This is a genomic window from Pseudomonas sp. St386, assembly GCF_018325865.1.
GTDB classification, from domain to species: Bacteria; Pseudomonadota; Gammaproteobacteria; order Pseudomonadales; family Pseudomonadaceae; genus Aquipseudomonas; species Aquipseudomonas brassicacearum.
In genome coordinates this window covers 4,309,760-4,328,327 of sequence record NZ_AP021900.1, presented here as the reverse complement: position 1 = coordinate 4,328,327, position 18,568 = coordinate 4,309,760, and the positions used below count along the sequence as shown (strand labels likewise).

19 protein-coding genes and 1 tRNA gene are annotated in these 18,568 nt (G+C 59.5%); 9 read left to right on the top strand and 11 right to left on the bottom strand.

The genetic code is table 11. The annotated features are described in order from the left end of the window. The first annotated feature begins 61 nt into the window (after positions 1-61). On the top strand, positions 62-1,519 hold the full coding sequence (locus KI235_RS18955) for an NAD-dependent succinate-semialdehyde dehydrogenase (protein WP_003203184.1): 1,458 nt from the start codon (positions 62-64) through the stop codon (positions 1,517-1,519). 40 nt (positions 1,520-1,559) lie between these two features. Continuing rightward, complete coding sequence (locus tag KI235_RS18950; RefSeq protein WP_038856293.1) at positions 1,560-2,639, top strand: tartrate dehydrogenase; 1,080 nt, start codon at positions 1,560-1,562, stop codon at positions 2,637-2,639. A 925-nt stretch (positions 2,640-3,564) separates the two neighbouring features. Here KI235_RS18950 and KI235_RS18945 read toward each other — a convergent pair. From KI235_RS18945 to KI235_RS18935, 3 genes are all read right to left on the bottom strand, one after another. After that, positions 3,565-4,272 (bottom strand): cupin domain-containing protein, encoded by a 708-nt coding sequence (locus KI235_RS18945; protein ID WP_069971537.1) that lies wholly within the window; start codon positions 4,270-4,272, stop codon positions 3,565-3,567. Positions 4,273-4,313: 41 nt separating this feature from the next. Beyond that, on the bottom strand, positions 4,314-5,171 hold the full coding sequence (locus KI235_RS18940; protein WP_114731370.1) for a GNAT family N-acetyltransferase: 858 nt from the start codon (positions 5,169-5,171) through the stop codon (positions 4,314-4,316). Positions 5,172-5,395: 224 nt separating this feature from the next. Next, the gene (locus KI235_RS18935) at positions 5,396-6,322 is read right to left on the bottom strand and encodes a glyoxylate/hydroxypyruvate reductase A (RefSeq protein WP_013693668.1); all 927 of its coding nucleotides are present in this window, start codon (positions 6,320-6,322) and stop codon (positions 5,396-5,398) included. Between the two features lie 288 nt (positions 6,323-6,610). Here KI235_RS18935 and gabT point away from each other — a divergent pair, with 288 nt between their 5' ends. From gabT to KI235_RS18920, 3 genes are all read left to right on the top strand, one after another. Beyond that, on the top strand, positions 6,611-7,903 hold the full coding sequence (gene gabT, locus KI235_RS18930) for a 4-aminobutyrate--2-oxoglutarate transaminase (protein WP_003203170.1): 1,293 nt from the start codon (positions 6,611-6,613) through the stop codon (positions 7,901-7,903). Between the two features lie 90 nt (positions 7,904-7,993). Next, positions 7,994-8,650, top strand: coding sequence for a 2-haloalkanoic acid dehalogenase (locus KI235_RS18925; RefSeq protein ID WP_039012386.1), 657 nt, complete (start codon positions 7,994-7,996; stop codon positions 8,648-8,650). Positions 8,651-8,695: 45 nt separating this feature from the next. Next, positions 8,696-9,184, top strand: a complete 489-nt coding sequence (locus KI235_RS18920; protein ID WP_003203167.1) for an Lrp/AsnC family transcriptional regulator — start codon at positions 8,696-8,698, stop codon at positions 9,182-9,184. A gap of 128 nt (positions 9,185-9,312) precedes the next feature. Here the strand turns inward: KI235_RS18920 and KI235_RS18915 are convergent, their stop codons facing one another. The 5 genes from KI235_RS18915 to KI235_RS18900 all read right to left on the bottom strand — a co-directional run bounded on the left by KI235_RS18915 (position 9,313) and on the right by KI235_RS18900 (position 12,280). Next, positions 9,313-10,266, bottom strand: coding sequence for an alpha/beta hydrolase (locus KI235_RS18915; RefSeq protein ID WP_003203164.1), 954 nt, complete (start codon positions 10,264-10,266; stop codon positions 9,313-9,315). A 213-nt stretch (positions 10,267-10,479) separates the two neighbouring features. Then, positions 10,480-10,953, bottom strand: coding sequence for a VOC family protein (locus tag KI235_RS18910; protein WP_280527325.1), 474 nt, complete (start codon positions 10,951-10,953; stop codon positions 10,480-10,482). A 5-nt stretch (positions 10,954-10,958) separates the two neighbouring features. Continuing rightward, complete coding sequence (locus KI235_RS30635; protein ID WP_280527324.1) at positions 10,959-11,126, bottom strand: VOC family protein; 168 nt, start codon at positions 11,124-11,126, stop codon at positions 10,959-10,961. A 39-nt stretch (positions 11,127-11,165) separates the two neighbouring features. Then, positions 11,166-11,318: a hypothetical protein gene (locus tag KI235_RS18905; RefSeq protein ID WP_003203160.1), complete on the bottom strand. Its 153-nt coding sequence runs from the start codon at positions 11,316-11,318 to the stop codon at positions 11,166-11,168. Positions 11,319-11,479: 161 nt separating this feature from the next. Then, entirely contained in the window at positions 11,480-12,280 is an 801-nt protein-coding gene (locus KI235_RS18900; protein WP_003203159.1) for a hypothetical protein, read from the bottom strand. Positions 12,281-12,497: 217 nt separating this feature from the next. On the opposite strand from KI235_RS18900, the gene KI235_RS18895 reads away from it, so the two are divergent. Together KI235_RS18895 and KI235_RS18890 are read left to right on the top strand one after the other, a co-directional pair. Continuing rightward, positions 12,498-13,247, top strand: a complete 750-nt coding sequence (locus tag KI235_RS18895) for a transporter substrate-binding domain-containing protein (protein WP_003203157.1) — start codon at positions 12,498-12,500, stop codon at positions 13,245-13,247. 122 nt (positions 13,248-13,369) lie between these two features. Beyond that, on the top strand, positions 13,370-13,774 hold the full coding sequence (locus KI235_RS18890; protein ID WP_013693665.1) for a thioesterase family protein: 405 nt from the start codon (positions 13,370-13,372) through the stop codon (positions 13,772-13,774). Positions 13,775-13,857: 83 nt separating this feature from the next. Here the strand turns inward: KI235_RS18890 and KI235_RS18885 are convergent, their stop codons facing one another. Then, a complete protein-coding gene (locus KI235_RS18885) occupies positions 13,858-14,424 on the bottom strand; it encodes an RNA 2'-phosphotransferase (protein ID WP_003203156.1) in 567 nt (188 codons plus the stop codon). Between the two features lie 150 nt (positions 14,425-14,574). On the opposite strand from KI235_RS18885, the gene KI235_RS18880 reads away from it, so the two are divergent. Beyond that, positions 14,575-14,686, top strand: a tRNA-OTHER gene (locus KI235_RS18880). 47 nt (positions 14,687-14,733) lie between these two features. Beyond that, complete coding sequence (locus tag KI235_RS18875) at positions 14,734-15,798, top strand: hypothetical protein (RefSeq protein ID WP_170291496.1); 1,065 nt, start codon at positions 14,734-14,736, stop codon at positions 15,796-15,798. Positions 15,799-15,965: 167 nt separating this feature from the next. Here KI235_RS18875 and KI235_RS18870 read toward each other — a convergent pair whose 3' ends face one another. Both KI235_RS18870 and KI235_RS18865 read right to left on the bottom strand, forming a co-directional pair. Then, on the bottom strand, positions 15,966-16,217 hold the full coding sequence (locus tag KI235_RS18870) for a hypothetical protein (RefSeq protein WP_027913165.1): 252 nt from the start codon (positions 16,215-16,217) through the stop codon (positions 15,966-15,968). A 135-nt stretch (positions 16,218-16,352) separates the two neighbouring features. Next, a complete protein-coding gene (locus KI235_RS18865) occupies positions 16,353-18,521 on the bottom strand; it encodes a TonB-dependent siderophore receptor (protein ID WP_212795242.1) in 2,169 nt (722 codons plus the stop codon). Between the last annotated feature and the right edge of the window lie 47 nt (positions 18,522-18,568).

Sequence of the window (18,568 nt, the reverse complement as noted above, 5' to 3'; positions counted from 1 at the left end):
TTCAGCATCCTGCCCCGTGGCATCTCCTTAGACTGGAATCACCTCGGAACAGGACGCGACCATGCTCAAGAATCGATTGAAAGACCCCAGCCTGTTGGCAGAACTCGCTTACATCGACGGTCAGTGGATCGGCGCCGACAACGCCGCCACCCTTGACGTCATTGACCCGGCCACCGGTCAGGTGCTCGCCCGTGTACCGGCGATGCAAGGCGTGGAAACCCGGCGTGCCATCGAGGCCGCCGAGCGCGCCTGGCCAGCGTGGCGCGCGCGTCCGGCGGCGGAGCGTGCAGCGCTGTTGGAGCGCTGGTATCAAGCCATGATGGACAACCTCGACGACCTCGCGCTGATCATGACCTGTGAACAGGGCAAGCCGTTGAACGAAGCCAAAGGTGAAATCCGCTACGGGGCCGGTTTCGCCAAATGGTTTGCCGAAGAGGCCCGTCGGGTCTATGGCGAGACCATCCCGGCGCCCAGCGGCGACCGACGCCTGCTTACGCTCAAGCAGCCGGTGGGTGTCTGTGCCGCGATCACCCCATGGAATTTCCCCAATGCGATGATCACCCGCAAGTGCGCACCGGCCTTGGCGGCCGGCTGCCCGGTCATCGTCAAACCCTCGGACCTGACCCCCTTGTCGGCCTTGGCCCTGGCGGTGTTGGCCGAGCGGGTCGGGATTCCGGCCGGCGTGTTCAATGTCGTGACGGGCATGCCGGCCGGTATCGGCGAAGAGCTGACCGGCAACCCGACGGTACGCAAGATTTCCTTTACCGGCTCTACGGCGGTCGGGCGCTTGCTGATGCGCCAGAGCGCCGAGCACATCAAGCGCTTGAGCCTGGAGCTGGGCGGCAACGCGCCGTTCATCGTGTTTGACGATGCAGACCTGGAGCAGGCGGTGGCCGGCATCATGCTCAGCAAGTTTCGCAACGCCGGCCAGACCTGCGTCTGCGCCAACCGCATCCTGGTGCAGGACGGTATCTACGAACGCTTCGCCGCGCGCCTGGTAGAGGAGGTGGGCAAGCTCAAGGTCGGCAACGGGTTGGAGGCTGACGTGATGATCGGCCCGCTGATCAACCTCGCTGCGGTGAACAAAGTCGCCCGGCACATCGACGATGCGTTGAGCCAGGGCGCGCGTCTGCTCTGTGGCGGTGTTCCCGAGGGCGACAGTCAGTTTGTCCAGCCAACGGTATTGGGGGAGGCCCACGCCGGGATGTTGCTGGCCAACGAAGAAACCTTCGGCCCGGTGGCTCCGCTGATGCGCTTTACTACTGAAGAGCAGGCCCTGGCCCTGGCCAATGCCACGCCTTATGGCCTGGGCGCTTATTACTTCACCCAGGACCTGCGCCGCTCATGGCGTTTCGGCGAGGCGCTGGAGTTCGGCATGGTCGGGCTCAATACCGGGCTTATCTCCATGGAAGTCGCGCCCTTCGGCGGCATCAAGCAGTCGGGCCTGGGGCGCGAAGGCAGCAAGTACGGCCTGGACGAGTACCTTGAAGTCAAAGCCTTCCACATCGGTGGGTTGTGATGCGACCGTCATTTGAACAGACACCAGGGAGCCACGATTGATGAGCAAACCATTTCGAATCGCTGCGATTGCCGGCGATGGCATCGGTAAGGAAGTCCTGCCGGAAGGGCTGCGGGTACTGGAGCAAGCCGCGAAAAAGTGGCAGTTGTCGCTGGACATCGAAGTGCTCGATTGGGCCCATTGCGATTACTACCTGGAGCACGGGCAGATGATGCCCTCCGACTGGTTCGAACAACTCAAGGGCTTCGACGCGATCTACTTCGGCGCCGTGGGTTGGCCGGACAAGGTGCCGGATCATATTTCCCTGTGGGGCTCGTTGCTCAAGTTCCGCCGCGACTTCGACCAGTACGTGAACATCCGCCCGGTGCGGCTGTTTCCGGGCGTGCCGTGTCCCCTGGCCGGGCGCAAGGCGGGGGACATCGACTTCGTGGTGATCCGTGAAAACACCGAGGGCGAATATTCTTCCATCGGCGGCAAGATGTTCGAAGGCACCGAGCATGAGTTCGTGCTGCAGGAGTCGGTGTTCACCCGCCGAGGCGTCGACCGCATCCTGAAGTTCGCCTTCGACCTGGCCCAGACCCGACCGCGCAAACGCCTGACAGCGGCCACCAAGTCCAACGGCATCTCCATCAGCATGCCGTATTGGGACGAGCGCACGGCATTGATGGCCGAGCAGTACCCGGATGTGAAGTGGGACAAGCAACACATCGACATCCTGTGCGCTCGCTTTGTTTTGCAGCCGGACCGGTTTGATGTGGTGGTGGCGTCGAACCTGTTCGGCGACATCCTCTCCGACCTGGGCCCGGCCTGTGCCGGCACCATTGGCATCGCACCGTCGGCCAACCTCGATCCGGAGCGCCGCTACCCATCGCTGTTCGAACCGGTGCATGGTTCGGCGCCGGATATCTATGGGCAGAACATCGCCAACCCGATCGCGATGATCTGGTCCGGCGCCTTGATGCTCGACTTCCTGGGTAACGGCGATGAACGCTACCGCGCGGCCCATGATGGGATTCTCAAGGCCATCGAACAAGTAATCGCCGAAGGCCCCATCACCCCCGACCTGGGTGGACAAGGCTCGACCCAGGATGTTGGCCGGGCCATCGCCGCCGTGCTCTGAGGCTCGATCTAACCTGCGACACCTTTTGCCCGCTCACACTGCGGGCTTTTTTTTGCTGATCCGCCGCCACCCGCCAAAAAACCTTGCTCGCTCCCACATTGGGTTCTCGGTTGGCCGCAGATTTCACCTCCACCCGCAACCCGTTGTGGGAGCAAAGCTTGCTCGCGATAGCGGTGGATCAGCTAGTGGTGATGTTGGCTGTGCCGCCGCCATCGCGAGCAAGCTCGCTCCCACACTGGGTTCTCGGTTGGCCGCAGATTTCACATCCACCCGCAACCCGTTGTGGGAGCAAAGCTTGCTCGCGATAGCGGTGGATCAGCTAGTGGTGATGTTGGCTGTGCCGCCGCCATCGCGAGCAAGCCCGCTCCCACATTGGGTTCTCGGTTGGCCGCAGATTTCACCTCCGCCCGCAACCCGTTGTGGGAGCAAAGCTTGCTCGCGATAGCGGTGGATCAGCTAGTGGTGATGTTGGCTGTGCCGCCGCCATCGCGAGCAAGCTCGCTCCCACATTGGGTTCTCGGTTGGCCGCAGATTTCACCTCCACCCGCAACCCGTTGTGGGAGCAAAGCTTGCTCGCGATAGCGGTGGATCAACTAGTGGTGATGTTGGCTGTGCCGCCGCCATCGCGAGCAAGCCCGCTCCCACATTGGGTTCTCGGTTGGCCGCAGATTTCACCTCCACCCGCAACCCGTTGTGGGAGCAAAGCTTGCTCGCGATAGCGGTGGATCAGCTAGTGGTGATGTTGGATGTGCCGCCGCCATCGCGAGCAAGCCCGCTCCCACATTGGGTTCTCGGTTGGCCGCAGATTTCACCTCCACCCGCAACCCGTTGTGGGAGCAAAGCTTGCTCGCGATAGCGGTGGATCAGCTAGTGGTGATGTTGGATGTGCCGCCGTCTTCGCGAGCAAGTGCTGCCATACACCGGATTACTTGACGACGTACACCTTGCGCACATAGACGCTGCTTTTCCAGGCACACGGTGCATTCAGCGGGACGAAAACGGTGTCGCCGGTGTTGACCGTCAAGTCGCTGCCATCGGCCGCCTGCAAGGTGACGCTGCCTTCGAGCAGGTGCATCAGCTCATGCAGTTTGTGCGGTCGTGACTTGCGGGTGTAGGGCGTCGAGTCCCAGATACCGATGCGCAGGTTGCTCGCTTCTTCGACAAACAGATTGTGCGAGCGACATTGCGGCGGCGGGCTGAGCAGGATCTCGTCATCCGGGGCAGCAGAAGGCGAGAGCAGGGTGTGGGCGGGGAGTGCCGTCAGCCCGGGAAGGTGCGCTTCGATGCGTTGGGTCTCGGCACAGAAGGCCCAGAGCGAGCCGGGCTGCGCCTCGACCTCAAGTGCCGTGCCCCGACCGATCACCGCGCTTTCACCCGGCTTGAGCTGCAGCGTCTGCCCCTGGCTGCGCAGCGTCACTGCGCCGGCGTGCACCACGAGCGTCTCACTGAAGGGGTATTCATCGACGCTGAACAGCCCGTTCGCCCGGACCACGCCGGCAGCCATGCCATCCGCCCCGGCATAGGCGATGAGTCGGTCGAACGGATCGTTGGCGCCCAGCGAGCCCGGGGTGAACGGGGTTGAGGCAAGGCGGCCATCGGCGTGTGCCAACAGCACTGCAGTGGGTTCGAGCATGAAGATGATTCTCCAGGGAAGCGTTGAGGGGAGTGTGGGTTTCAGCCAATGGCCTGGGTCACCGGCGCAAATTGTCGAACCGCACCGCTCGCCTGCGGGGGCGTGCCCCGTGCCATTTGGGCGACGGTGTCGACCTGCTTGAGCCCGGCCTCTTCCAGCCAAGGGGCCAGGCCGCTGCTTGAAGGGATGTCGATGCGAACGAATGCGTCCGGCACCTGAGCCAGCAGCACGGCGATCAAGTGTTGGGCCTGTTCCAGGTTCTGGGCGATGACCGGGCCAATGCAGCGGCCACGGCCGAAGGGGCGCAGCAGGGCGAAGGCGCACAAGTGACCGTCGCGCTCGATACCCGCTGAATGTTCAACGACCTCGAACAGGTCATTGAGCACAACGCTCCGCTCCAGCCCGCTCCCGGCATTGGCCAGTTTGATCAGCTCGGCGTGATCGGCTGCGCTCAGCTCGCGGCAGCGCTCGCCGGCGGCCAGTTCCAGTGGGGCCGGAACCAGCGCTTGCCCTTGGTGCTGCTGGATATGCCCAAAATCAACGAACCCCTGACTGGCATACAGCGGGGCACCGGCCAGGGTCGCGTTGAGGATGGCGGTTCGCGAGCCGCAAGCTTCGATTGCCAGTTCCATCAGCTTGCGACCGATTCCCTGGCCCTGGTACTCATCGTCGACAATCACCAGGCCGATGGTGGCGTAGTCCCCTTGGGCGCAGGTGAACGCCGTTCCGATCAAACGACCCTGGTCTTCCACGACAAACCCCTGGGCGACGCGCTGCAACATCGCCCAGTCTTCCAGGCGATGGGGCCATTTCAACTGCACGGACAAGGCATGGGCCGAAGGCACGTCGGTGGTGGTCATGGCACGATAGAAATAAGTAGGGCGGTGCGAAATGGACATGGCTGATCACCATAAAATAAGGGACGAAATCGGATGGATATGTGCGCTGAAAGTCTTTGTATCTCACCTGCCACCGGGCCTGGCAAGGGCGGCACATCGATTCGGTATCTTGCGTAAGCAACGGCCCTGCCGGCCACATTTCTTGCTCAAATCAGACGCTTGGCCAGCAGTAAATACCGGGTCGTTTTTTCGCTGTTCAGATCGAAACCAGAGGCCGTCAGGGCTCAATAGCTGCGCTCACGATCAACCAGGCCCAGCATCGATTCACCCCGTTGATGCCGGCGGATGTTCTCCAGCAACACGCCAAAGGCACTTTCAGGCTGAGTCATCGCCGCGATGTGCGGGGTCAACAGTATGTGGGGATGGTGCCAGAAGGGATGGTCCGCTGGCGCCGGCTCCTGCTCGAGGACATCCAGCACCGCGGCGCTGAGTTGGCCGTCGGCAAGGGCTTCAAGCAGGTCCTCTTCCACCAGGTGCCCACCTCGGCCCATGTTGACCAACGCTGCGCCCTTGGGCAGGTGTTGGAACAGCTGGCGGTTGAGGATCCCTCGGGTCTGTTCGGTCAACGGCAGGACGCACAGCACAATCTCGCATTGGCCGAGAAAGGCCGGCAATTGCTCGTCGCCAGCAAAGCACGCCACCCCGTCGATGTGATGTTCGCTGCGGGCCCAACCGGATAAGGCAAAGCCAAAGGTCTTCAAGGTGGCGAGTATCTGCCGTGCCTGCAAACCCAGGCCCATGACGCCCACCCGGCGTTGCCCGGCGGGCACCAGCCGGTGTGCTTGCCAGCACCGTTCGGCCTGTTGCTGGCGATAGCGCAACATGTCCCGGTGCAGGCTGAGCACGGCGAAACTGGCGTACTCGCACATGCCTTGGCTGATGCCGGGGTCGAGCAAGCGCACCACCGGCAGCGTCGTCGGCAAGCGGCTTAGGTCGAGTTGATCCACGCCGGCTGACAAGGCGAATAGCACTCGCAGATTCGGCAACAGCGTTTCGATGTCGTCCGGTGCCTGCCAGGCCGCCAGGTACTGGATATCCCGCGGGTCGCCGATGTCTGGCCAGGCACGCCATTCGATGTCCGGCGCGTGTTCGGCGAACAGGCGCCGCCAGTGTTCGCCGCGTACCGGGTCAGCTTTATAGAGCAGGGCCATGGGTCACTTCTCGCCTGAAATCAAGGAGCCCCTAGCATGCCTCAATGCCAGAGCAGGATCTGTCGAAAGGGCCGGTGTAGCAGCATCACGCTGCGTTGCAAGGTGCCTCTTGCGGCAGATTCCATGGGGCTGGAATGCCTCTGGAGGATTCTGCTGTTTGCCGGGGTGTAAACAGTCGATCCGAATTTCTCAACGACCAAGTTCGGCTTAGACAATCGCGTCGAACGCTTAACCTGTGAACACACCGCAGCCGCTTCCTGGGTGCGAGGCTCACGATGGGAAATGCCAATGAACAGTAAAGTCGAAGAAACCCCAAGTTTGCTCCGTCAGCGTGATCAATTCGTGCCACGTGGCCTGGTCACCGCGCACCCGTTGGTGATCGATCGGGCCCAGGGCTCGGAATTATGGGACGTGGACGGCAAGCGCTACCTGGACTTCGTCGGCGGCATCGGTGTGTTGAACATCGGCCACAATCACCCCAAGGTCGTCGCGGCCGTGCAGGCCCAGCTGCAGAAGATCTCCCATGCCTGCTTCCAGGTCGTGGCCTACAAGCCTTACCTGGACCTGGCCCAGCGGCTGTGCGAAATGATCGGCGGCCAGCATGCCTATAAAGCCGCATTTTTCACCTCGGGTGCCGAAGCGGTGGAAAACGCGGTGAAGATCGCCCGGGCCCACACCAACCGCTCGGCCGTGATTGCCTTTCGCGGCGGGTTCCATGGCCGGACCTTGCTCGGCACCACGCTGACCGGCATGAGCCAGCCGTATAAACAGAACTTCGGTCCGTTCGCCCCGGAGGTCTTCCACACGCCGTATCCGAATGCCTATCGCGGCGTCACCAGCGCGATGGCGCTCCAGGCACTGGACGAGCTGCTGGCCACTCAAGTGGCACCTGAACGGGTCGCAGCGATCATCATCGAGCCGGTGCAGGGCGATGGCGGTTTCCTGTCGGCCCCCGTCGAGTTTTTGCAGGGCCTGCGCGCATTGACGCAAAAGCATGGCATTGTGTTGATTCTCGATGAAATCCAGACCGGTTTCGGTCGCACCGGTAAATGGTTCGGCTTCCAGCACGCCGGCATCCAGCCGGACCTGGTCACGGTCGCCAAGAGCCTCGCCGGTGGCTTGCCGCTGTCGGGCGTGGTTGGCAAGGCCGAGATCATGGACGCTCCACTGCCGGGTGGCCTGGGCGGTACTTACGGCGGTAATGCGCTGTCGTGCGCGGCGGCGCTGGCGGTGATCGAGGCGTACGAGCAGGAACAGCTGCTGGCCCGTGGTGAAGTCCTGGGTGAGCGCTTGCGCCAGGGCCTGTTGCATCTGCAAACCCGTTACCCGCAGATCGGCGACGTGCGCGGCAGCGGCTTCATGCTGGCGATCGAACTGATCAAGCATGACGACGCGCGCACCCCGGACGCCGACCTGAACCAACGCCTGATCGACGAAGCCCGGGCCGGTGGTTTGCTGGTGATCAAGTGCGGGGTGTACCGCAACGTCTTGCGCTTCCTGGCGCCGCTGGTGACCAGCGAGGCGCAGATCGACGAAGCGTTGCAGATTCTCGACGGCGCCTTGGCACGCGTCCTGGGCTGACGCCCGCGTTCATGACGTTTGCCTGGGCGAGCGTCAGTGGCGGTTGTTAATGGAGCGTTGATCGATGGGACATCATCGGAGGCTTTACAGATGAGGCTGACTGAATATCGGGCGTTGTTGATCGACTGCGATGAGGTCCTGGTGGATCGGGACTCCGGCGTCTGGACGGCGTTGCAACCGTTGCTGGAAAACCATGGCGAGCCGTTGGACAAAGCACAGGTGCTCGCCGATTTTGACGAGGTGCTGCAAGCCTTGTACCCGCGTTTCGGCGAATTGGGCTTCAGCGGCTTGCTGTGTTTCGCCCACCGTCAATTGGCCGAGCGCTGGAAGCTCAAGGTCAGTTGGGAGGAGGGCATGAGCTTCGCCCGCTCGGCTGCCGGTTGGACGCTGTTCGAGGATGCGCCGGGTGCGATGCTCTACCTGCGCAAGTTCTATCGGTTATTGGTGCAGGGGGATCGCGATGCCGAGGACCGGGGCGTGTTGTGCGAGCGCCTGGGCATCGAGCCTGATGATTTTATTTCGCTGGCGAGCGACCCGTTGCAGGATCACGATTGGTTGGCGGCCAATGGCCTGAGCGCCGAGACGATTCTCCAGGTGACCCGTCCCGGCCCCCACCCACGGTCGGTTGGGGCTGTCTGCCTGATCTGCCGCAACGCCGATATGTCTCCCGCGCCCTGTGCGGCGGACTACTGCATCAACAGCATGGCTGATCTGGTCGCTCAGCATCAGCTGTCCTTACGACGCTGATTTTGTTAGAAGATTGTCTTACAAACGGCAGGCAAGAGGTATGCGATGGAAGGTTTAGCGAAACTGGACCGGATCGACATCAGCATTTTGGTAGAGCTTCAAAAAGATGGCCGCATGACCAACGTCAGCCTGGCCGATGCCGTGGGCTTGTCCGCCAGCCCGTGCCTGCAGCGGGTCAAACGACTGGAGTCGTTGGGGTACATTTCCAGCTACAAGGCCCATCTGAACCTGGCCAAGATTACCGATTCGGTAACGGTCTTCACCGAAGTCACCCTGAGCGACCACAAGCGTGAGGACTTCGCCAAGTTCGAATCCAACATCCGCCTGGTGGATGAAGTACTCGAATGCCACCTCATCAGTGGCGGCTACGACTACCTGGTGCGCTTCATGACCCGCAGCATCCAGGACTACCAGGACGTGATGGAAAGCCTGCTGGACAAAAACATCGGCATCTCCAAGTACTTCAGCTACATCGTCATCAAGTCACCGGTGCGCAAGGATGAGATTCCATTGCGTAAGTTGTTGCGGCATTGAACCCGAGATCCATCCTGGAGCAACTGTGGGAGCGAGCTTGCTCGCGAAGGCGTAGGCAGATTCAGCATTGAGGTAAGCTGATCTACCGCCATCGCGAGCAAGCTCGCTCCCACAAGGGATCTGGGCTTTTATTCCTTGAGGAAGGTCAGCAGATCCTGATTGAGGCGATCCTTGTGCGTCTCGGTCAAGCCGTGCGGCGCGCCAGGGTAGACGATCAGTCGAGCGCCCTTGATCAGCGCCGCCGAGGCCCGGCCTGAAGCGTCGATAGGCACGATCTGGTCGTCATCGCCATGAATCACCAGCGTCGGCACATCGAACTTCTTCAGATCGCCGCGGAAGTCGGTAGCCGAGAATGCCGCGATCGAGTCATAGGTATTCTTGCTGCCACCCTGCATGCCTTGCACCCAGAACGACTGGATCAGCCCTTGGGATGGCTTGGCGCCCTTGCGGTTGTAGCCGTAGAACGGGCCCGAGGCGATGTCCAGGTACAGCTGCGAGCGGTTCTCCAGGGACGCCTTGCGCAGGCCATCGAACACCTCGATAGGCAAGCCACCAGGGTTGGTGTCTGTCTTGAGCATCAACGGCGGGACAGAGGACACCAGCACGGCTTTCTTCACTCGAGCGGTGCCGTGACGGCCGATGTAGCGAGCCACTTCACCGCCCCCTGTCGAGAAGCCCACCAGGGTGACGTCCTTCAGGTCCAGCGCTTCAATCACCGCCGCCAGGTCATCGGCGTAGTGATCCATGTCGTTGCCTTCCCAAGGCTGGCTGGAGCGACCGTGGCCGCGACGATCGTGAGCCACCACGCGATAACCCTTCGAGGCGAGGAACATCATCTGGCCTTCCCAGCTGTCGGAGTCCAGTGGCCAGCCGTGGCTGAAGGTCACGACCTGACCATCGCGCGGGCCCCAGTCCTTGTAATACAGCTGGACGCCATCCTTGGTGGTGATGTAGCTGGCGGACTGGACCACGCTGCCGACAGCAGACGCACTGGCAGCGGCCTGGACAGGCGACGCGGCCTCGGCGCTGAGGGTGGCCAATGCCAGGGTGGCGACAGCGAGGGTGCGGTTGAATGTGTTCATCGTTTCTCTCTCCATAAGGTCGGTTTGATCTGCGGCGATCGTCGTCGATCGCGTTGGTGGGCAGATTAGAGAGAGAGGTCGTGGACGAGAACGGCGCCGGTATCGATAGCAACTATTGGAAAATTCCAATAGCTGCGTTTCGCTTCGGTTGCGAGGTGAGTCTTCGTGGCGAGGGAGCCTGCTCCCGCTGGGTGGCGAAGCCGCCCCAAACGGTCACACGTGTAAAAGCGGCAATGTCTTCAGGCCATTTGGCGTTTGAATATGCGCAACCAGGTAGGGTGCCGAAGGCGCTTGCAGTGCATGAAGATGGACCGGGCCAGAAAAGTTCATGGCCGTCAGGATCGCTTTGATTTTTTCCGGATCCGTATGAAAGACATCCAGTGCCAATAGCGTGCAGCCCTTGTCCTGGAGCGTGTCCGCCGGATGAGGCCCAGGCGCCCATTGAATGAGGGTGGGGACTGATCCGGCCATAGGGAGGTTTCCATCAGCCGGTACGGTTATTTGCCAATTCAATGTTCCTCTCGTCATGGGTTCGACATCCCCGGCAAGGCCAGGGCAAGCATCACGAGCGGTATGGATATCATCGGTGCGTGCCACCCAGGTCGCCAGGCGTGCCGGCGAATGGGGGGCCAATTGATCAAGGCCGAACCAGCGTGCCCGGTCCGGACGTATGGCGGACGGGTCCACGGCAATCACTTCGAGGTAGAGCCCGGGCCAAGGTGCAGCAGCCTGTTATGGGTGCCCATGCGTGAATGGACGCCGCCAGGTTGAAGGGCGACGCCCAATGCGTCAGTCACGAACGCGCAGCCGGTATCGAGGTCCGTTGCCACGATGACGAGGTGATCGATGGTGGTTTTCATGTGTTCATCCATCCGTGGGTTGGGAAGTATCTGTCGCCATCAACCAAAAGAAGGCATCGGCCCCAGCGAGTGCAAGATCCACATGACCGCCGCCACCGCTGCCAGCACTGCGACCACAATACCGATCAGCACCCATTTCAGGATTTTCTGCCCTTTCGACGGCTGGGACCTTGGCGCGTGTGCCTCTACCATGTACTGAATTTCCCCGGCGCATCGCGGGCAAGCAGCAGTGTCGTAAGGGAGGAGGAACCCGCATTGATCACAGTTTGTCATGTCGTCACTTCGAGGCTCAAAGGAGGGGTAGCCCTTTATGGGCTTGTTAAAACGGACCGAAAGCGCGTGGCGTCAGTTGCTTAATATTTGTAGACGATGCCCAGCCTGCCCATGATCTCCAGGGCGTTGATCAGGCCCAGGCCGTTCATGGGCAGGCAGGCGAAGGCCTGGTATTCATCGAAGTGCGTGCCGATGGCCAACAACTTCAAGTCATGGGCCTCCAGCTGGGCGTTGAAATACTGCAGGAGCGCACGTTCCCAATCGTTGGCGCGGTTGATAGCATCGATGGCTTTACGCTCAGGCGCAGGGATTTCAATGCCCAGTTGCCGCAGCGGGGCGAGGGCATTGACGGCATCGACCCCGTAGGACGACCACTCCTTCCATTCGAACCCCGCCAACTGATTGGCCTCGGTGAGCGCTGACTCAACCTGCGTCCAAGCCCAATCCCACTGCCCGGTAGGCACCGGGATGTTTTGAATGAGCGCCTGCGCGCGCGCCTCGTCGAACAGGCAATCAAACAGATCGGCCAGGGTCTCGGCCAAATCGGGCTGAGGCCCTTGCTCCTGGGTGTCCAGGTCGTGGCTCAAGCGCTGCCACAGGCTACCGAGCTCGGCCCAGTCCTCGTCGTCCATGTCGTCATCGATCACCTGTGCCTTATGGCCGCGCGAGTAGTTATCCAGCCGCGTCTTGCGCACGCGTACGCTGCCCTCGGCGAGATCGACCTCATAACTGCGGTAATCCAGGTAGTTGGTCTGGAAAACGATGCGGTCAGCAAACACGTCATGGACGAGGCTTTCCTCAGCGTCGAAATACGCCGCGCCTTCGACGTTGCCATGGGCGGTGATGATGCGTTGAAACGACAGTGGGTCGATTGGATTCATGTGGGCGGGGTCACAGGGAGAAGGGCGAAAGGGGAGCGCCGCGTACGCTGGCCGATATCCGGATCGCGCTGATCGTACACCAAGGCCTGGGGGTTGCTAAGGGGCGGAATGTGGACTGCGTCAACTGTTGGGCGTGTGTTTGGGTCTATGCTTACCTTGCCCCCTTGAATCAGGCTTCATCCATGTACAAACACCGAACAATCCGGCGGGAGAACACGTGAGACATTCGACACCGGCTGCAGCGCTGCTCTGCCTGTTGCTCGGCACGGTTGATGCCGGGGCCGAGGAGTATCAAGTCATCACCGAAGAGTGGGCACCGTACAACTATCAGGAAAACAATCAGCTCACCGGCATGACCACCGAGATCGTCCGGGCCATCATGGCGCTCACCGGGAATGACTTCGAGGTGCTGTTGCAGCCGAGTATGCGAGCCACCCAGGTACTGAAGACGCGACCCAAGACCATCATGTACTCACTGTTCCGCACACCGGAGCGCGAGCCATTGTACAAATGGGTCGGACCGATCGTGGAAGAGTCCATCCATCCCTATCAACTGGCCAGTACGCCGCCGGTGAACTCCCTGGAACAACTGCTGCGTGCCCCGCAGATCACCACCCGCCACGCCGGCCTGGTGCCGCAGATGTTGCAGTCGCTGGGCTTCAACAATCTGGATAAAAGCGCCACCGAGAGCAAGCTGCTTTACCGCATGCTGCTTGCCGGACGCACCAACATCATCATCGGCGACACCGATGCGGGCGTGGCTTACTACAGCCGTCAGTTGAACATCGCGCCGGGCACGCTGCGGCGAATTCCTATCGAACTGTATCGCTCGTCGCTGTACATCGCCTTCAGCCCTGACAGTGACGATGAAGTGGTGGCGGCGTGGGCCAGTGCGCTAGAGCAGTTGCGGCGTTCCGGGGAGTTGGAGCGGATTCAGCGGCGGTATGAGGGGGCGGTTGGACAATGAACGCACGGAACCGGCGAAAGCCGGTCCCAGGTATTAATACGGCTTTCTACGCTCATTATGGTTATCATCCTTGAGTGACAAAATATGTACCAAGGCTCTGAAAACTAAAGGGAAATAGACCAATGCCCAAGGCGGTTTTCGTCAGTAGAACTATTTTGTTTGGCGACTGTGATCCGGCAGGAGTGGTTTACACACCGCGATTTTCATATTTTTCAGTAGAGGCTATCTATGTGGCACTCGATGAATGGCTGGGCACGCCCGGTCTTAGAACCCTGATGGGCTTTGAGATACTGCCGCCGGTACGCGCCATGTCAATGGAGTTTCTGATGCCTTTGACGTGGGATGATGAGTTGTCTATCAAAGTCAGCGTGGCGAAGTTGGGCGTTCATTCGTTCACGTTTTTGGTCGAAGGGTTCATTGTTAATGGGCCCTTATCTTTTGTGGCGAATGTCACTCATGTATGTGTCTCGCCGGAAACCAAAGAAGTTGTAGCCGTTCCCGCGCAACTGAGAGCGCTTCTTTCATAATCCGCTGGAAAGATGTTCGTCCGGATATGAGAAATCGGGGTCATAGGAAATCGGGGTCAGACCACGGTAAAAAACGGACCCATTCATGTGTGAGTTTTGTCCTCTACCGTCTTCAAGTGGGCCGCAGGTACCGACTCCACCAGCCAAACGCCATTGTCCGCCTGAAAGAACCGAACCCCTGCCTCTCTCATACCCTGTACATCAACAGCGAGTAGTACAGGTTGTCCATAGCGCTTGCCAACGGCCATTGCTGTTTCGGGACTTTCAGTCAGATGGACATGGTGCCGACTGCCTGGCATCAAGCCCTGCACCTCGATGGAGGCCATGAAGCGGCTGGCGGTTCCGTGATAGAGCTGGGCAGGTGGTGTTTTTTCGACGTGTTGCACCTGGACCTGCCCGGTGCTGTGACCTTGTGCGGCTCGGATGCGTTGACCATCTTCAGAGAGCGTGAAACGCTTCTTTTCGTTGGTCTCGACCACCTCGTGCAGCATCTGGTAGTCGAAGGTATGGCCATGTTGGTTGGCGTTCGAAATCAGATTATCAATGTCGGCCCAACCGTCGCGGTCCAGGACGAGCCCCATGGATTCGGGGGCATGGCGTAGTACGTAGCTGAGGAGCTTGCTGATGTCGTCACGTTGTTTCTTGTTCAAGGAAAGGTCCTTTTTCATTGGCTGATTACAGATAGTACTGTGCTTGGCGGCATGGAGGCACTCAAACGAACGTTACCCGGAGGCCGAAGCGGGCTCATTCTGAGTGATGTTGAGTTGATATCACTCAGTTGCGTTGGTACTATCCGCGGCGGAGTAGTTGAGCATCGGTAAGCTCACCCGCCCTTTACTTAAGCTTCGGCTTTACATTATCCGCGGGGGAGAAGAAGTTTTCTCCATGCCGGTTCGAATCCGGCCTACTTCACGTTAAGCAGCAATATGACGAGCACTATAATTTTACGTACGCGAGCTTTGAAGCTGTTCCGTACCAAGCTTGGCAATCCGGTGCGAAACCTGAACAGTGTCGTGATCGGTTTATGCGGGGTCGGTGCAGGAATCGCGTTGAAACCCAAGGATCTTGCTGTTAGTTGGGCTCCTGGTGATCTCATCCAGGCTGAGCGTGAGGCAAGAGGGTTTGCAATAAAGTCTTTGATGGTAACGGCCTGTGATGCCTTGGATCATTACCTTGAAGACTTAGGCGTTGGTCCGAGCCCATTGGCTGATATGACCTTACGTTCAGTGCTGAGAAAAGAGCCTCAGATTATCCAAAGGGGCCAGGCGCTCACGCCAAGCGGCATATCAATGCTCGAGACGCGACTGAATGAAGTCATCGATCGCCCATCCGAGATCAAGTCTGTCCTGCGTGATTTTTCGGAAAAGTTCTGTGGCAAACAAAAAACGCTATCGTTGAATGCTCGTTGTGGTGGGCTTTTTTCCCACGCTCAAACCTTGAACGGACCTGCCATTTCCGCCATTCCTCTAAGACCGTCCTATCACTCGGCTGTGGTCCTATTGGTTGCATGGCGCAATGTACTCGTACACGACATGGATACGGATCCGCTAGATCCCAAGGTCGTTTCGGACTTGATCGCGGATAAGGAGTATCTGGCTGCCGAGCATGCCGGTATAGACTTCGAAAAAACCCTTGAGCGATACAGTTCTAAGAGCGAGCCATCTCTTAAGGATATTTCTACACTCGTCTCCATACTCATGCGGTATCTAGCCGCAATTGATGCTCGGCTAATCGCATCCTGTGATCTTGGTAGATTTGTTCAAGAGGCCGTTTGCGAGGAGCTGAACTTGCGTGGTGCGCCAGAAGATACCCTGCGGAAGTGGGCAGGCAAGAGCTATCCTGAGCGTATTTCAAAGGCGCTTAGAATGGTCGGTAACCATGGCTTCGTTTCCACAACTTTTGACAGAAAGAAAAAAAGCTATCCTGGACGCGTGATCGCGAAGCAGGACATGAGTTTTCTTGATGCTAATAATTTCAAGGAACTTTCAAGCTTGGTTTTTCCAGATATTTGTAAAGGTAACTAGATCGCGCCAAAATCGCAGAGTCGGGTCAGACCACGGCTGTCAAGTTATAGTCTGATCCGGATTTTCTGCTGAGGCATAGGTCTCTGCATGCTACAGGCCAGTTCAATTCCGGATATATAGGCAGTGACAGAATCAGGCGCCTGATGAAGCCAATCGCGGCAGACGTTCTACCGCTCTTGATAGTACTGCGCTCTACGCCTGGCCTCTTCCCGCTCCATTTCCTCATAATGCTTGCGTTCTTCCCGCTCCCTCTCTTGATGGCGCTCGCGGTGTTTCCTGTCTGCGGCTCGATCCATTTCCCGCTGATGCTCCCAGTGGCGCCTGCTTGCCTCTCGATAGTCCTGGTTCCGATCACCGGCAAATGCACCCGCTGAGGTGAAGCCAATCCAGGTGAGTGCAAAAATGGCAGCCATTTTCATGTACTTGTCTCTCTAGCGCAGATGTGTGCGGGAGGTGAAATTTGCGGCTTCCGGTAGACCATGAGGATGGTCGCAAGTGCATTGCTATGGGTTGAAAAGGGGACGCTCCAAGTTACGTCCCCTTTTTTCTGCTTTCTAGAAACTGTACTTGGCGGTCAGCATCATATTGCGAGGGTTGCCGTAGGAGTCACCGCCATAGCTCACGGAGTTGGCGATGGTCGAGTAGTACCTGCGGTCGAAGATGTTGTTGGCGTTGACCTGCAAGTCCAGGTTCTGGCTGACCCGGTAGCCGGCCATCAGGTCGGTGATCGCGTAGCTGCCCTGTTCGAGGCGGTATTTGCTGCCATCAGCCAGCAGGATGTCGTTGTACATGCGGCTCTGCCAGGAGACGTTGCCGCCCACGCGCAGTTTTTCCAGCGGGCCCTGGAAGTGGTAGCTGGTGGTCAGCTTGAACAGATGCTCCGGCGTGTCGGTGTCGAACTGCTTGTTTACGTTCTGTGGGTTGGCGGCGTCCTTGATAGTGTGTGTTCGTGCGTAGGTGTAGCCACCGCCGACTTGCCAGTTTTCGGTCAAGGCGCCTTGCAGTTCGAAGTCGATACCCTGGCTGCGAATCTCGCCGGAGGCTTCATAGCAGGTTGCCTGTGGGCAGTTTGCTGTAAACAGTTGCACGGCGCGGTTTTCCTGGTCGACGCGGAACAGCGCCACGCTCGCATTCAGCGCGCCATCAAAATATTCGCCCTTGATGCCGACCTCGTAGTTCTTGCCGACGATCGGCTTGACCGGGCTACCGGAAGTATCCTTGGAGCTCTGCGGCGTGAAGATATCGCTGTAGCTGACGTAGACTGAGTGATGCTCGTCCAGGTCGTAGATCAAGCCGGCGTAACGGGTGAGGTTACGGGTGACCTTGTAGTCGCCATCGCCATCCCGGTTATCGTAGTCGTACCAGTCCAGGCGCCCGCCGAGGATCAGCTTCAACGGGTCGGCCAGGCTCAGGCGTGTGGTGAGGTAGACGCCATCCTGAGTGGTCACTTCGCGCTGGTTGTTGGTGTGGACGAAGTCCGGTTTACCCGCATTGAACGGCCAGTTGGTGTCGTACGGGCTGTAGTTGTGGGTGGTCATGTCGTAGATGCGCTTGCTGGCGCCCACCACCAGTTCATGGCTGCGTCCGAACGCCTCGAAGGGCCCGCTGGCGAATGCGTCTACTCCGGCCTGGTTTTCATCGAAGTCGGCCTGGTAGACCGTGCGGGCCAGTGTGTTGTTGACCCAGCGCGATTGGTAAGAGCCGGAGAACAACGCGTTCTGTTCGGAGTAGTTGGCGTTGACCTGAAGGTTCCAGTCATTGGCCAGGCGATGACGGACTTCGGCGAATACGGTGTTGATCTCCTGATCCTTGTTCTCCCAATCCGTCCCCGGATTGTAGGAACGTGGCAGGTCCAGATGATGGCCGTCCTGGCCGATCATCGAAGAGCCCCAGAAGTAATTGGTCTTGTCCTTCTGATGGGAAAATCCCAGGGTCAGGGTGGTGTCTTCGCTCAGGTCCGCTTCGGTGACCGCATAGAACAGGCCATGATCCTCCTCGACATTGTCGATGAAGCTGTTGGCGGCCTGGTTAGAGGTCACGACCCGGCCGCGCAGCGTGCCACTGTCGTTGAGCGGGCTGGAGGCATCGACCTCGCCGCGGTAGTCGTCCCAGCTGCCGGCCGCACCGGTCAGGGTGACTTTCTGCTCGGCCAATGGCCGCTTGCGGATCAGGTTGATGGCGGCCGAAGGGTTGCCTGCACCTGTCACCAGGCCGGTGGCACCGCGCACCACCTCGACTCGATCGAACATGGCCAAGTTAGGCTGGGCGCCAACGTTAACGCCGTTGTAGCCACTCGGGATGCCGTCATACATCAAGTTGTCGATTTCAAAACCGCGTGCCTTGTAGATCTGCCGACCAGGACCAGAGGAAAAGTCCAGGAACAAACCGGGCGTCGCCTTGACCACGTCGTTGATGTCGGTCATCACCTGGTCATCCATGCGCTGGCGCGTAATGACGGTGATGGCTTGTGGGGTTTCACGCATCGTCAGCGGGAGTTTGGTCGCGGTCGACATCGCGCCGGTGGTGTAGGACTCGGTGCCTTCCGTGGTACTCCCCAGTTGGCCGCTCCCGGAGACCTCGGTTGCGTCTAGTTCCAGGGTGGCGGGTGGGGTGGTGCTGTTGTCATCGGCAAAGGCTGGGGCGAGGGTGGCCATGCAAATTGCCATGGCCAGAAGATTGCGGGCAGGGGTGAAGTGACGTGGCGAGGTGGCACAAGTCGACATGGATAGATCCTTAGATGCTAATGCTTGTGAGAGTAATTCGCATTAAG

What these genes read in the sequence shown, in the direction of transcription:
- KI235_RS18955 (WP_003203184.1), top strand. Translation starts at nt 62, where the DNA reads ATGCTCAAGAATCGATTGAAAGACCCCAGCCTGTTGGCAGAACTCGCT.
- KI235_RS18950 (WP_038856293.1), top strand. Translation starts at nt 1,560, where the DNA reads ATGAGCAAACCATTTCGAATCGCTGCGATTGCCGGCGATGGCATCGGT.
- KI235_RS18945 (WP_069971537.1), bottom strand. Translation starts at nt 4,272, where the DNA reads ATGCTCGAACCCACTGCAGTGCTGTTGGCACACGCCGATGGCCGCCTT.
- KI235_RS18940 (WP_114731370.1), bottom strand. Translation starts at nt 5,171, where the DNA reads ATGTCCATTTCGCACCGCCCTACTTATTTCTATCGTGCCATGACCACC.
- KI235_RS18935 (WP_013693668.1), bottom strand. Translation starts at nt 6,322, where the DNA reads ATGGCCCTGCTCTATAAAGCTGACCCGGTACGCGGCGAACACTGGCGG.
- gabT (WP_003203170.1), top strand. Translation starts at nt 6,611, where the DNA reads ATGAACAGTAAAGTCGAAGAAACCCCAAGTTTGCTCCGTCAGCGTGAT.
- KI235_RS18925 (WP_039012386.1), top strand. Translation starts at nt 7,994, where the DNA reads ATGAGGCTGACTGAATATCGGGCGTTGTTGATCGACTGCGATGAGGTC.
- KI235_RS18920 (WP_003203167.1), top strand. Translation starts at nt 8,696, where the DNA reads ATGGAAGGTTTAGCGAAACTGGACCGGATCGACATCAGCATTTTGGTA.
- KI235_RS18915 (WP_003203164.1), bottom strand. Translation starts at nt 10,266, where the DNA reads ATGAACACATTCAACCGCACCCTCGCTGTCGCCACCCTGGCATTGGCC.
- KI235_RS30635 (WP_280527324.1), bottom strand. Translation starts at nt 11,126, where the DNA reads ATGAAAACCACCATCGATCACCTCGTCATCGTGGCAACGGACCTCGAT.
- KI235_RS18905 (WP_003203160.1), bottom strand. Translation starts at nt 11,318, where the DNA reads ATGGTAGAGGCACACGCGCCAAGGTCCCAGCCGTCGAAAGGGCAGAAA.
- KI235_RS18900 (WP_003203159.1), bottom strand. Translation starts at nt 12,280, where the DNA reads ATGAATCCAATCGACCCACTGTCGTTTCAACGCATCATCACCGCCCAT.
- KI235_RS18890 (WP_013693665.1), top strand. Translation starts at nt 13,370, where the DNA reads ATGCCCAAGGCGGTTTTCGTCAGTAGAACTATTTTGTTTGGCGACTGT.
- KI235_RS18870 (WP_027913165.1), bottom strand. Translation starts at nt 16,217, where the DNA reads ATGAAAATGGCTGCCATTTTTGCACTCACCTGGATTGGCTTCACCTCA.
- KI235_RS18865 (WP_212795242.1), bottom strand. Translation starts at nt 18,521, where the DNA reads ATGTCGACTTGTGCCACCTCGCCACGTCACTTCACCCCTGCCCGCAAT.